We start from the raw sequence: 13,358 nt of genomic DNA, 5'->3' as shown, positions 1-13,358 counted from the left end.
TATCATTCTGAAACACGGGGTAATGTTCGCATATGGCTTTGAAAATGACCGCGCTTGCCGGCGTCGCCGCAATTGCTCTCGTCTCGCCCGCATTCGGTCAGGGCCAGCGCGCAGCGACCCCCGCGGCAAAGCCTGCACCGGTCGCCGATCTCGTCAAGTCGGTCGATATTCCCTACCAGCAATTCACGCTGAAGAACGGCCTGCGCGTCGTCGTGCACACCGATCGCAAGGCGCCAGTGGTGGCCGTGTCCGTCTGGTATAATGTCGGCTCGAAGTTCGAGCCCAAGGGCAAGACCGGCTTCGCGCATCTGTTCGAGCATCTGATGTTCAACGGCTCCGAGAACGCACCCGGCGACTTTTTCGAACCGCTGAAGCAGGTCGGCGCGACCGACTTCAACGGCACCACCTATTTCGACCGCACCAATTATTTCGAGACGGTGCCGACCGCGGCGCTCGATCGCGCGCTGTTCCTCGAATCCGACCGCATGGGCTATCTTACCGGCGCGATCACGCAGGGCGTGCTCGACGAGCAGCGCGGCGTCGTCCAGAACGAGAAGCGCCAGGGCGACAACCAGCCCTACGGCCTGACCCAGTACAAGATCACCGAGGGCCTGTTCCCCGCGGATCACCCGTACGGCCACACCACGATCGGCTCGATGGCGGATCTCGATGCCGCCTCGCTGCAGACGGTGAAGGACTGGTTCAAGGATCATTACGGCCCGAACAACGCGGTGCTCGTACTCGCCGGCGACGTCGATACGGCGACCGCCAAGCGGCTCGCGGAGAAGTATTTCGGCGGCATCCCGAAGGGCCCCGAAAGCATCGTCCCGCCCGCGCCGATCCCGACCCTGCCGGCACCGGTCAGCGAGACGATCAAGGACCGCGTCGCCGCCGTCATGGTCAGCCGCAACTGGGTGGTGCCCGGCCTGAACGACAAGGACGGCACCGCGCTCGACGTCGCGGCAGGCGTGCTCGGCGGCCTCGCCAGCAGCCGGTTCGACACCGCGCTGGTCAAGAAGGAGAAGCTCGTCGTCAGCATCTCCGCCTATAACCGCAGCTTCAGCCAGCTCGGCATGTTCGGCATCCGTGCGATCGTCCGGCAGGGCGTCGACCCCGCGCTCGTATCGAAGCGCATCGACGAGATCATGGCGGACTTCATCAAGAACGGGCCGACCGCCGACGAGGTCAGCCGCGTCGCAACGACGACCGCGGCCAGCACGATGGAAGGCCTCGAGTCCGTCGGTGGGTTCGGCGGCAAGGCGGTGACGCTGGCCGAGGGCGCGCTGTATTCGAACGATCCGGGCTTCTATAAGAAACAGCTCCTGCAGCTTGCAGCCGAAACGCCCGCGAGCGTGAAGGCCGCGGCGGCCAAGTGGCTGTCGCGCCCGGCCTATTCGCTGACTGTCGTGCCCGGGCCGCGCGACGCCTATGCCAACGCGGTCGTGCCGCCCAAGGTCGACGTACCGCCGGCCGCTGACGTGCCGTTCAAGGGTACGCGCGGGCCGCTGCCCGGCGTCGGCACCGTAGCTGGTCTCAGCTTCCCGGCGGTCCAGCGTACCCGTCTCGCGAACGGTATCGAGCTGGTCTACGCGCAGCGCACCGCCGTTCCTGTTACGCAGGCGGTGCTCAGCTTCGATGCGGGCGTTGCGGCCGACGTCCCCGGCAAGCTCGGTACGCAACAGCTGACGCTGTCGATGATGGACGAAGGCACGCCGACCCGCGATTCGGTCGCGCTTGCCGAAGCCAAGGAGCGGCTCGGCGCGGAAATCGGCACGGGTGCGTCGAACGACCGGACCTTCCTGTCGTTGCAGGTGCCGAGCGCCAATCTCGCACCCGCGGTCGACCTGTTCGCCGACATCGCGCAGAATCCCGCGTTCGCCGATGCCGAGGTCGCGCGCGTCAAGAACCAGCAACTCGCGCAGATCGCGCAGGAACTGACCAGCCCGCAGGGGCTGGCGACGCGTGTCCTGCCGCCGCTGCTCGGGCCGAACTCGCCCTATGCCAAGGCACAGGGCAGTGGTGATCCGAAGGCGGTGGCGGCGCTGACCCGTGCCGATCTGGTCGCGTTCCAGCAGGCATGGCTGCGGCCCGACAAGGCGAAGATCTTCGTCGTCAGCGATCGTCCGCTCGCCGAGGTGAAGGCGACGCTCGACGCGCGCTTCGGAACATGGCGGCCGACCGGGGCGGCGGGCGTCAAGGCGTTCCCGGCGACGGTGACGCCGTCCGCGCCGAAGATCGTGCTGATCGACCGGCCGGACAGCCCACAGTCGCTGATCATCGCGGGCGTGCCGACCGGATTGAAGGGCACGCAGGACCTGTTGCCGATCGCGACCGCGAACGATGCGCTCGGCGGCAGCTTCCTCGGCCGCGTCAACATGGACCTGCGCGAGAGCAAGCACTGGTCCTACGGCGTCTCGGGTCGCTTCCAGCAGTCGGAAAATGCCGCGCCGTACATCCTGTCGGCACCGGTGCAGGCGGACCAGACCGGCCCGTCAATCGCTGCACTGCGCAGCGATATCGGCGCGTTCCTCGGCAAGGAGCCGATGACGCAGGCGGAGTTCGATCGGGCGATCAACGGCGCGATCCGCTCGCTTTCGGGTAATTTCGAGACGTCCGATGCTGTACTGAGCGCGATGCAGCAGAACGATCTGCTCAAGCGGCCCGACAATTACTACGCGACGATCACGCAGCGATACCAGGGTCTTAACCTGCCGCAACTCAACACCGCGATCCAGCAGGCGCTCGACCCGAAGAAGACGATCTGGGTCGTGGTCGGCGATGCGAAGACGGTGCGCCCGCAGCTTGACAGCATCGGCCTCCCGGTCGAGGTCATTCCCGCGGCGTCGGTAGCCGGCGCCAAATGATTTCAGGAGAGAATGCAATGGCAAACGTCGATGGCAGCTGGGATTGCGTGGTAAAGTCGCCGCTGGGCGATCAGAAGATGACGCTGACCGTGAATAGCGCCGGCAGCACCTTCACCGGTGCGGTGTCGGGCGCGATGGGCGGCATGGACGTCACCGGTGACGTCGATGGCGACACGATCACCTGGAAGCAGAGCATGACCGTGCCGATGCCGATGACGCTCGACTGCAAGGCGACCGTCGAGGACGACGTCCTCAAGGGCAGCGTCGCAGCCGGCGCGTTCGGCAGCTTCCCGCTGACCGGCACGCGGACGGCCTGATCGCCTGAATTGCTACGAGAGGGGCTCGTCTTTCCACACGGAAAGGCGGGCCTTTTTCTTTTTCAGTCCGGGAGGGAAGGAAGAAGAAAATGAGTTCGACCACCCGTCTGTTTGCCGCCTGCGCCATCGCCGCGCTGGCTACCGCGACAACCACTCCCGCGACCGCGCAGAATTACGACGAACGCCCCGCCAAGATGGCGCCGCGCGACGTCGGCTACGACTATGTGCGCAAGGTGGTCGAGATTCCGATGCGGGACGGAGTGAAGCTCCACACCGTCATCATCGTGCCGAAGGGCGCGAAGGACGCCGGCATCCTTATGACCCGCACGCCCTATGATGCCGACGGCCAGACCAAGGTCGACAGCGGCACCTATGCCGGCATCCTCGAGCACGGCGACGGCGCGGGCGACGTGATCGCCGCAGCGGGCTATATCCGCGTGATCCAGGACGTCCGCGGCATGCACGGATCGCAGGGCATCTACATGATGAACCCCGCGCGCGCCGGCACTGCGCAGAACCCGACCAAGACCGACGATTCGACCGACACCTACGACACGATCGACTGGCTGGTGAAGCACGTCCCCGAATCGAACGGCCGCGTCGGGATCAGCGGGATCAGCTATGACGGCTTCCTGCCGCTGATGGCGCTGATCAATCCGCACCCGGCGTTGAAGGTCTCGGTGCCGATGAACCCGATGGTCGATGGCTGGCGCGGCGACGACTGGTTCCACAACGGTGCCTTCCGCGAGGGCATGATGCCCTACGTCCTCGGGCAGGAAGCGACCAAGGATGCCGGCACGCCGTGGATCACCGACACCGCCGACGATTATGACTATTACCTCAAGGGCGGTTCGGCCGGCGCGATCGGCAAGGCGCAGTGTCTCGAACAGCTCGGCTTCTGGCGCAAGATCACGCAGCATCCTGCGTACGACTCGTTCTGGTCGACCCAGGCAATGGACACCGTGCTCGCCGGCCAGCCATTGAAGGTACCGACGCTGATCGTCGGCGGGTTGTGGGATCAGGAGGACATCTACGGTGCGCCCGCGGTCTATCGCGCGCTGGAGCCCAAGGACACCGCCAACGACATGGTCTATCTGTCGATGGGCCCGTGGTATCACGGCCAGGAGGTGCGCGACGGCAGCGCGCTGGGCGCGATCAAATGGGATGCCGACACCGCCAAATGGTGGCGCTGGCACGTCCTCGCACCGTTCCTCGCACATTACCTGAAGAGCGACCAGCCGGCGATGGACGTCGCGCCGGTGACGATGTTCCAGTCGGGCCGCAACGAATGGCAGAGGCTCGACAAATGGGCGACCGCGCAGGCCGCGGGCACGCCATTGTACCTCAAGCCCGGCAGCGCACTCGGCTTCCAGGCGGCTGGCGGCGCGGCGACGACCGCGGATTACATCTCCGACCCCGCCGCACCCGTCAGCTACCGGGTGCGCCCAACGCTGCCGACCTATGCGAGCGGATCGACGTGGAAACAGTGGCTGGTCGACGACCAGCGCGCCGTCTCGGGCCGTCCCGACGTGCTGACTTTCACCACCAATGCGCTCACCACGCCGACGACGATCGCAGGCGTTCCGGAGGTGAACCTCACCGCCTCGACCAGCGGCACCGACAGCGACTGGGTGGTGAAGCTCATCGACGTGTATCCGGACGTCTATCCCGGCGACAAGGCGATGGCGGGCTATCAATTGTCGGTCGCGATGGACATTTTCCGCGGGCGGTATCGTGAGAGCCTGGCGGTCGCCAAGCCGATCGCGGCGAACGTGCCCTTGAAATACAAGTTCGCGCTGCCGACCACCAACCACGTCTTCCTGCCCGGCCACAAGATCATGGTGCAGGTCCAGTCGAGCTGGTTCCCGCTCTACGATCGCAACCCGCAGACCTTCGTCGCGAACATCTTCTTCGCGCAACCGAAGGATTACGTGAAGGCGACGCAGAAGGTGACGGTCGCCGGACCCGACGAAAGTTACATCAGCCTTCCGCTAATACGTTGATTAGTCTTACATCATCCCGGATACGTTCCGGGATGATGTAAGGAAAACATCGCCCTGCATCCGTCGTAATGTGGCAGCGTAACTGGTTCTTAGGAGGCCGTGGATCATAGGTCTGCGGCACAACAGACCGGATCGCCGATGAAACGCCTCCCCCTGATCGCGCCGAACCCGCCGCGGCTGAGCGAGCACCTCGATGCGCTGCGCCGCGTCGAGGCGTCGGGCGTGTTCAGCAACAACGGTCCCGAGGTTCGCGCGTTCGAGGCCGGCGTCACCGATAAGCTCTTCGGCGGCCACGGCGCCAGCCTCGCCGTCGGCAATGCCACGCTCGGGCTGATGCTCGCGATCCGCCATGCATCGGGTATGCGGACCGGCGGGCTGAACCCCAAGCAGGGCACGCTCGCGCTGATGCCCGCGCTCACCTTCGCCGCGACCGCACAGGCCGCGGCATGGGCGGGGCTGACGCCGCTGGTCTGCGACATCGACGCAGACGACTGGGGTGCGTGCGCGCTCGAGGAAGAGCGACTGCTCCAACGCCACGGCGAGCGGATCGGCGTGGTCGTGCCCTATGCGACGTTCGGCAATGCGATCGACCTCGACCGCTACGTCCATTTCCAGCGGCGCTACGGCGTCGGAATCGTGATCGACGCGGCCTCCTCGCTCGGCACGCTCGACGATTCGGGCCTCGGCTTCGGCGCGCATGCCCCCTTCGCCGTCGTGCATTCGATGCACGCGACCAAGACGTTCGCGGTGGGGGAGGGCGGCCTGATCCACAGCGGCGACGTCGACCTGATCGCGACGCTGCGGTCGATGGGGAATTTCGGGTTCGAGGGCAGCCGCAACGCGACTTTGCCGGGCATCAACGCCAAGCTGCCCGAGATCACCGCGATCATGGCGCAGACCAAGCTGGCCGAGATCGACGCAATCGCAAACCACCGTGCCGTGCTGGAGGAAACCTACCGCGCCACGCTCCCCGATTTCCAGTTCCAGGCGGTTTCGGGCCGACGCCGCTCGATGCAGTTCATGCCGGTGCTGCTCCCCGAACACATCGCGCATCACCGCGACGCGATCGTCGAGGCGATCGAGGCGAACGGGGTCGGCTGCGGCCGCTATTTCAGCCCGCACCTCGGCGAACAGCCCTGGTTCCAGGCGACAGCGATGATCGAGCCGACTCCGGTCGCGGACAAGATCGCCGGGCGGATGCTGTCGCTGCCGATCACCGATGCGATGTCGGTCGAAGACGCGCGACGGGCTGCCGAGGCGCTCGCGAACGCCTGCGCCGCGATCGTCCGGCCGCTCGACCGGCGCGCTTCGATGCGCGGGGCGGGCGGCAAGATCGCCTCGGTCATCGTGATCGGCGGCGGCCCCGCGGGGACGGCGATGCTGACGTCGGCGACCAAGCGCGGCCTGCTCCCCGATCTCGCCGCGTCGGGGTTGATGGTGATCGAGCGCGGCAATGCGATCGGTGGCGGGCGGCTCGGTCGCTATGCGATCACGTCGGATTCGACCGCGCAGACCTTCCTGACCGCGGTCCGAGGCAATGTGCATCCCGAACTCGCCCGGCTGGTCGATCATCCCGCCGGACGCGCGGTTGCGGCGCACGAGGGCGCGCTCGGCGTACCGCTGACCGAGGTCGGGCCGCTGCTGCGCGCGACCGGCGACCGCCTGACCGATATCGTCCGCGCCAATGGCGGCGTCGTGCTGACCGGGCATGAGGCACTAGGTGCAAAACGCGTCGGCGAAGGCCTGTGGAGCGTCCAGGTCCGCCGCCTCGCCGATGGCCATGTCTTCGAGCAACTCGCGCGCAACATCGTCGTCGCGACCGGCGGTCACCAGCCGCTCGACCGGCTCGCCACGCAGCAGGTCGCGGGCGCCGGCCTGATCGAGTTGGCGAGCGGGCGCCTGCTCCAGTCCGACGACGTGCTGACGACTGGCGGGTTCGAGAAGGTCGCCGACATCCTGACCGGCAAGCGCGCGCCGAAGATCGCGGTGATCGGCGGTTCGACCAGCGCGCTGACCACGATCGCGCTGCTGCTCAAGAGCCAGCCGCCGCTGCCGTTGGGGGCAGGGGCCATCACGCTCCTGCACCGCAAGCCGCTGCGTCCCTTCTATCATTCGGTCGAGGCCGCACATGCCGAGGGGTTCACCGATTTCGGCCCTGACGACATCTGCCCGGTCTCGGGCTTCGTCTACCGCCTCGCCGGTTTCCGCCTCGAAGCGCGCGACCTTGTGCTGCGGATGCTCGGTATCGACGGTCGTGTGCCCGATCCCCGCGTGGCGCTGCACCGGATCACGGGCGACGACGACGCGGTCGCACAGGCGGCAATCGCCGAAGCCGACCTCGTCATCGCGGCGCTAGGCTATCGACCGATCGCGATGCCGCTCGCCGATCGAGACGGCGCGCAGATGCCGTTGGCCGCACATGACGGAAAGCCGATGGTCGACCGCCACTGCCGGATCGTCGACGATCAGGGCACGCCGATCCCAGGCCTGTACGGGCTCGGCCTGGCCGCCGGCTTCGTGCCCTGGGGCGCTCTCGGTGGCGAATCCAGTTTCTCCGGGCAAGCCAATGGCTTATGGCTCTGGCAGAACGACGTGGGGTTGATGATAATCGATCAGGTGATGGCATCGAAGGCACTGGCAGCAGCGTGACGTCGGACGATCGAACGGCTGATCCCGTCGTGAGCCCCGCCGTTAGCCCCGTCGTCAGCGTGGTCATGGCCGCGTATAATGGCGCCGGGTTGATCGAGGAGACGCTCGCCAGCCTGCAAGCCCAGACCTTCAGCGATTTCGAGGTGATCGTGGTCGACGACTGCTCGACCGACGACACGCGCGAGGTGGTGCGCGCCTGGCGCGATCCCCGTGTCCGACTGGTCCAGATGGCGAAGAACGGCGGCCCGGTGCTCGCCCGCAACCGCGGGTTTGCCGAGGCGCGCGGCCGCTACATCGCCGCGCTCGATCATGACGACATTTGCCGCCCCGATCGCTTCGAGCGGCAAGTGGCGTATCTCGACGCGCATCCCAACACCGTCTTGCTGGGCACCGCCGCCGAACTCCTGACCGCGGGCGTGGTCGGCCCGTCCAGCTATGCGCCGACCACCACGCCCGCGCTGGTCGCATGGCTCACCTGTATCGAGAACCCGCTCGTCTGGTCGTCGACGATGATGCGGACCGAGGTGGCACGACAGCTCGACCCGGTGACCCGGCCGGAGCTCCTGTATGCCGAGGATTTCGACCTGTATCAGCGGATACAGCATTTCGGCGCGATCGCGCGGCTGGACGAAGCGCTAGTGCTGTACCGCGTCCATCCCGGCGGCGTCTCGAAGCGTTTCGTCGATACGATGGAGGCCGCCTCGGTCCGCGTCCTGACCGAACGCTACGCCCGGCTGTTCGACGATCGCGCGGAGCGGATCGCGCGCCTGATCATGCTCCACAACATGGCCAAGCGCCCGGTCCCCGATCGCGCCGCGCTGGCGACGCTGGGCAGTGCGCTGAGCGTCATCCAGGCGGACTTCCTGGCGGCGCACGACTGCTCGGCACACGACATCCGCCTGATCCGCTGGGAGACTGCACGGCGCTGGGGCGATATCGGCCGGGCAGGGCTACGCGCCGGGACGGTCAGCCTGCAAGACGTGCTGGCGGTACGCCCCGATCATCTCGGGCTCGGCTATGCCGGCGTCGAAGCTCTGTTGTGGTCGGGGCTCATCGGCGGCGTCAGGCGCGCCCGCCGGAGGATGCAGCAGAGCCGCATGGCCCAGACCGCGGAGTAGCGCGGTCCGGGCCGGTATTTCAGACCTTGGCGGCGTAGATCATCCGGCCGGCACCGAGCCGTGCGAACACCTGGTCGAGATCGCGCTCGCCGACCGCGAAGCACCCCTGGCTGCGACCCAGCATGCCGTGGCTCTCGATCATGTCCTTGTTCGCGTACCACGCCGAATGCACCACGATCGCACGATCGAGCGCATTGTCGTTGGTCGGATCGAGCCCGATCAAGCGCTGCGAGCGGCCATGCTTGCCGACGTAATAATCGTCGGTGACGAACGCGCCCTCGGACGAGGCGTTCGAGCCGAAGCGGTTCGAGAAGCGCTCCAGATACCCGGTGTGCGCCGGATCCGAGCCGCTGCCATGCGCGACCAGCAGCGACGTGCTGCGCCCGCTGGCGAGATCGATGAAGTGGAAGCGTGGCTTGCCCGACGGCGCCGCGAAATCGGCGATCGCGATCCGGTCGTGATGCTGGATGCGGCTGCCGTGACGGCTCAGCGACGCCATTGCCTGACGCAGCAGGTCGGGACGAACCACCTTCGGCGAGGTCAGTGCGACCGTCGTGCGCGGCAGCGGTGGCTGCGTCATCGGCTTCAAGTCACGTGCGGTCAGCGGACGTCCGAGACGCGTCGTCGCCGACACTGCCCCCGGCACCACCAAAGCCCCCGCCAATACCAAACCATTCTTCAGAAGCGCGCGTCGTTCGCGCACAAGACCTTGCTCGTCGTGCATCGATTTTCCCGAAATTGCCCCGTTTCTTGGAACATCCTATAGCCGATTTTCCGTGAATATTCTGCAACCATTTCCACTGGTTGTGGGTCCGTTCCCTCAAACTACCCCGGCTTGGGGTCGGTTCGTCGACTCAATCCTCCGACGGCACGTTTTCAAGAATCGCGCGTTGGGCGAAAATACCGGGATTCGAGGACGGACGCGACGATGGGCAAGATGGCGAACAGAACGGCGCAGTCGTTCATGGCAGTGGGGCTGACCTTTGCGATCCTCGCGGGCGCAAACCCTGCGCAGGCCGCATCGGCGGCCGCCATTGCCGCGATGCCGATCGAACAGGCCGCGACCGAGCTCTCGCCCAACCAGTTCGTCTGGAAGGACAATGGTTCCAGCGAGCCCGTCAGCATCGTCGTCAGCCTGATGGAGCAGCGCGCGTTTGTCTATCGCGGGTCGACGATGATCGCTGCAACGACGATCTCCAGTGGCAAGGACGGCAAGGACACGCCGGTCGGCACCTATCCGATCCTGCAGAAGAACGCGGTCCACAGGTCGAGCCTGTATGACGATGCATCGATGCCGTTCATGCAGCGGCTGACCTGGGACGGCATCGCGATCCATGCAGGCCGCAACCCGGGTTTCCCCGCATCGCACGGCTGCATCCGCGTGCCGCTCGGCTTTGCCAAGCAGTTGTTCGGGGTGACGACGCTGGGGACGACCGTGACGGTGACCGACGATTTCGAGGGTGGCGTGATGCCGGAAGCGCCGGTCGCGGATCAGGAGACGGCCGTAGCGAACCTGCGCCAGTCGATTTCGCTCGAGCAGTGAATTTGTCAGGCAGCCATCTCGGTTGATCGGCTACCCCACCGTCATCCCCGCGGAGGCGGGGACCCATAACCTCAAACGGTCGCGATCATGCCGCCAGGTTTGCCAGTATGGGTTCCCGCCTGCGCGGGAATGACGATTAAATGTTTGATGGGAATAAATGCCGAACACGTCTGCGGGTAACGGCTAAGCCGCGATCGGGAGACCCAACTCAACCAACCGCGCGCGAAAATCCGCCGCATCGGTAAACAGCACCGATTCGATTCCCAACGCCCGCGCCGCCGCCACGTTCGCCGCATTGTCGTCGACGAACACGGCCTCCTCCGCCGCCAGCCCGAATCGCTCCAGCGCCAGCCGATAGATCGCCGCACCCGGCTTCACCATCTTCTCCTCGCCCGATACGACCACGTCGCGGAACCGGTCGAACAGATGCGCTTCACGCGCGCGGAAGGGTGGCCAGAACTCGTGGCTGAAGTTCGTGATCGCGAACAGCGGTATGCCGGCCGCGTCCAGCTGCTCGACGATCTCGTGCATGCCAGCGATTCGCGCGCCGATGCTCTCGTTGAATCGCGGCCCCCAGGCAGCGATCAGGTCGGCATGCTGCGGATGCAACGCGGCGAGCTCCGCCGAGGTGTCGGCGAAGTCGCGGCCAGCGTCGTGCTGGAAATGCCAGTCGATCGTCACGACGTCGCGCAGGAACGCGTCGAGCGCCCGATCGTCATCGATCAGGCGCTCGTACAGGATCCGGGGATCCCAGTCGTAAAGAACACGACCGACGTCGAAAATGACGGCGGTAATCAGGGCTTTAGCCCTGGCGTGCCTTGAAGCGACGGTTGGTCTTGTTGATGACGTAGGTACGGCCACGACGACGGATCACGCGGTTATCGCGGTGACGATCCTTGAGCGACTTCAGGGAATTGCGGATCTTCATGATCGATTCGCTTCTTTTCAAATCTAGGTGTGCGGAAAGACGGGATCGCCTAATGGCGGGGTGTGTCCAAGTCAAGCAACGGACACGCTCATGCCATCCGGGAACCCACTCGGCTGGTCGGAGCGTTACTATAGCGCAACATTCTAAGGAAGTCCCCGATGGCGGTTCGTTCGATTCTCGTCCTGGCGCTGGCAGGCGCATCCCTCACCGCGTGCGCGACAGGCCCGTCGCTGCCGCCGACCGAGGTGCTGCGCTATCATCTCGGCGAGCCGATCGACCGCGGCACCATCGCCGTCCAGCCGCTGACCGCCGGCGGCCCGGCCAGCATCGAGTTCAAGACCTATGCCGCCGCCGTCCAGGGCCAGCTGCTCCAGGCCGGCTACAGCGTCCCCGCACCCGGCGCCAAGCCGCTGCTGGTGGCGACCGTCGGCTTCACCCGCACAACGCAGGCAGGTCCGCCGAAGCGCTCGCCGATCAGCATCGGCCTTGGCGGCGGTGGCTTCAGCGGCGGGCGCGGTGGCGGCGGCCTCGGGCTCGGTGGCGGGGTCGGCTTCCCGATCGGTGGTGGCGGCAGCACCGCGATCCTCGTCTCCGAACTGTCGGTAACGATCAAGCGCAGCGCCGACCAGTCGCCCGTCTGGGAAGGCCGCGCGCAGTCGTTCGCCGATGCCCGCAAGGCCGACGCGACGACCGATATCCAGGCCGGGAAGCTCGCCCGCGCGCTGTTCATGGGGTTCCCCGGCGAGTCCGGTCGCACTATCCAGGTGAAATGAACGCGCAAACCATGAGCCCCGTCACCGTCAACGCAGCCTTCGATGGCGGCAACATCCGTGTTGTCGCCGTCGAGGGAGACCGAATCGACCTGGAGATCGTCACCGATTTCCAGTCCGATTTCTTCCAGTGGTTCTATTTCCGCGTGGCGGGGGCGGCGGGACGTACGCTGACCTACCGCATCCTCAACGCGGGCAAGTCGGCCTATCCGTTCGGCTGGCCGGGCTACAAGACGCGCGCCAGCACCGATCGGCAGGCGTGGCGGATGATCGAGACACGCTATGAAAATGGCGTGCTCGAATTCGACTTCACCGCCGATACCGATCTCGCCTGGTTCGCCTATTTCGCGCCGTACACGATGGAAATGCACGAGGCTCTGGTGGCGCGCACCGCGCTGTTGCCGTGCGTCGCGCACCGCGAACTTGGCCGGTCGCTCGACGGGCAGGCGATCGATTGCTTCACGATCGGCTCGGGGCCGAAACAGGTCTGGATCTACGGTCGCCAGCATCCCGGCGAATCGATGACCGAATGGTGGATGGAAGGCGCGCTCGAGCGGCTGACCGATTCGGCCGATCCGATCACTGCCGCGCTGTTGGCGAAGGCGACCTTCAACGTCGTCCCCAACATGAACCCGGACGGCACGCGCCGGGGTCATCTGCGCACCAATGCCGTCGGGGTGAACCTCAACCGCGAATGGCACACGCCGACGCCGGAGAAGAGCCCCGAAGTCCTCTGCGTGCGCAACGCGATGGACCAGACCGGCGTCGACGTCGCCATGGACATCCACGGCGACGAGGCGATCCCCGCGAACTTCATCGCCGGTTTCGAAGGCATCCCGTCCTGGACCGACGCGCACGGCGAGAAATTCTACGAATACGGCCGGCGGCTCGCGGCGCACACGCCCGATTTCCAGACCGAGAAGGGCTATCCCAAGTCCGCACCGGGCTCGGCGAACCTGTCGATGTCGACCAACCAGCTCGCCGAGCGCTTCGGTGCGGTGTCGGTGACGCTGGAGATGCCGTTCAAGGATCACGACGCCAACGCCGATCCCGAGTTCGGCTGGTCGCCCGAGCGCTCGAAACAGCTCGCGCATGCGATGCTCGAGACGCTCGCCGGCATGATCGACGAAATCTGACCTGATAACAACGGCTTGGCATGGTTTGGA

11 protein-coding genes are annotated in these 13,358 nt (G+C 66.0%); 8 read left to right on the top strand and 3 right to left on the bottom strand.

Annotated elements, in window-relative coordinates:
* The first annotated feature begins 32 nt into the window (after window positions 1–32).
* From AC59GX_RS09455 to AC59GX_RS09435, 5 genes are all read left to right on the top strand, one after another.
* Window positions 33–2,864, top strand: a complete 2,832-nt coding sequence (locus AC59GX_RS09455) for a M16 family metallopeptidase (protein ID WP_497301589.1) — start codon at window positions 33–35, stop codon at window positions 2,862–2,864.
* A gap of 17 nt (window positions 2,865–2,881) precedes the next feature.
* Window positions 2,882–3,181, top strand: coding sequence for a hypothetical protein (locus AC59GX_RS09450; protein WP_060525867.1), 300 nt, complete (start codon window positions 2,882–2,884; stop codon window positions 3,179–3,181).
* A gap of 89 nt (window positions 3,182–3,270) precedes the next feature.
* Window positions 3,271–5,184: a CocE/NonD family hydrolase gene (locus AC59GX_RS09445; protein WP_426280047.1), complete on the top strand. Its 1,914-nt coding sequence runs from the start codon at window positions 3,271–3,273 to the stop codon at window positions 5,182–5,184.
* A 138-nt stretch (window positions 5,185–5,322) separates the two neighbouring features.
* Window positions 5,323–7,833: a DegT/DnrJ/EryC1/StrS family aminotransferase gene (locus AC59GX_RS09440; protein WP_426280046.1), complete on the top strand. Its 2,511-nt coding sequence runs from the start codon at window positions 5,323–5,325 to the stop codon at window positions 7,831–7,833.
* Between the two features lie 29 nt (window positions 7,834–7,862).
* A complete protein-coding gene (locus AC59GX_RS09435; protein ID WP_426280045.1) occupies window positions 7,863–8,951 on the top strand; it encodes a glycosyltransferase family 2 protein in 1,089 nt (362 codons plus the stop codon).
* Window positions 8,952–8,970: 19 nt separating this feature from the next.
* On the opposite strand, the gene AC59GX_RS09430 is transcribed toward AC59GX_RS09435, so the two are convergent.
* Window positions 8,971–9,675: a murein L,D-transpeptidase catalytic domain family protein gene (locus AC59GX_RS09430; protein ID WP_056063892.1), complete on the bottom strand. Its 705-nt coding sequence runs from the start codon at window positions 9,673–9,675 to the stop codon at window positions 8,971–8,973.
* Window positions 9,676–9,888: 213 nt separating this feature from the next.
* Here AC59GX_RS09430 and AC59GX_RS09425 point away from each other — a divergent pair, with 213 nt between their 5' ends.
* Window positions 9,889–10,494, top strand: coding sequence for a L,D-transpeptidase family protein (locus AC59GX_RS09425; protein ID WP_426280044.1), 606 nt, complete (start codon window positions 9,889–9,891; stop codon window positions 10,492–10,494).
* A 183-nt stretch (window positions 10,495–10,677) separates the two neighbouring features.
* Here the strand turns inward: AC59GX_RS09425 and AC59GX_RS09420 are convergent, their stop codons facing one another.
* Both AC59GX_RS09420 and ykgO read right to left on the bottom strand, forming a co-directional pair.
* Entirely contained in the window at window positions 10,678–11,292 is a 615-nt protein-coding gene (locus AC59GX_RS09420) for an HAD-IA family hydrolase (RefSeq protein ID WP_426280395.1), read from the bottom strand.
* Window positions 11,293–11,296: 4 nt separating this feature from the next.
* Window positions 11,297–11,422: a type B 50S ribosomal protein L36 gene (gene ykgO / locus AC59GX_RS09415; RefSeq protein WP_003046794.1), complete on the bottom strand. Its 126-nt coding sequence runs from the start codon at window positions 11,420–11,422 to the stop codon at window positions 11,297–11,299.
* 158 nt (window positions 11,423–11,580) lie between these two features.
* On the opposite strand from ykgO, the gene AC59GX_RS09410 reads away from it, so the two are divergent.
* Both AC59GX_RS09410 and AC59GX_RS09405 read left to right on the top strand, forming a co-directional pair.
* A complete protein-coding gene (locus tag AC59GX_RS09410; protein WP_426280043.1) occupies window positions 11,581–12,195 on the top strand; it encodes a DUF4136 domain-containing protein in 615 nt (204 codons plus the stop codon).
* A complete protein-coding gene (locus tag AC59GX_RS09405) occupies window positions 12,192–13,328 on the top strand; it encodes a M14 family metallopeptidase (protein WP_426280042.1) in 1,137 nt (378 codons plus the stop codon). The genes AC59GX_RS09410 and AC59GX_RS09405 overlap by 4 nt, the downstream gene beginning before the upstream one ends.
* Window positions 13,329–13,358 lie beyond the last annotated feature (30 nt).

Source organism: Sphingomonas sp. 320_CC, from assembly GCF_059691795.1.
Note: the sequence above shows the minus strand (reverse complement) of the source record. Positions and strands in the feature narration are given on the sequence as shown.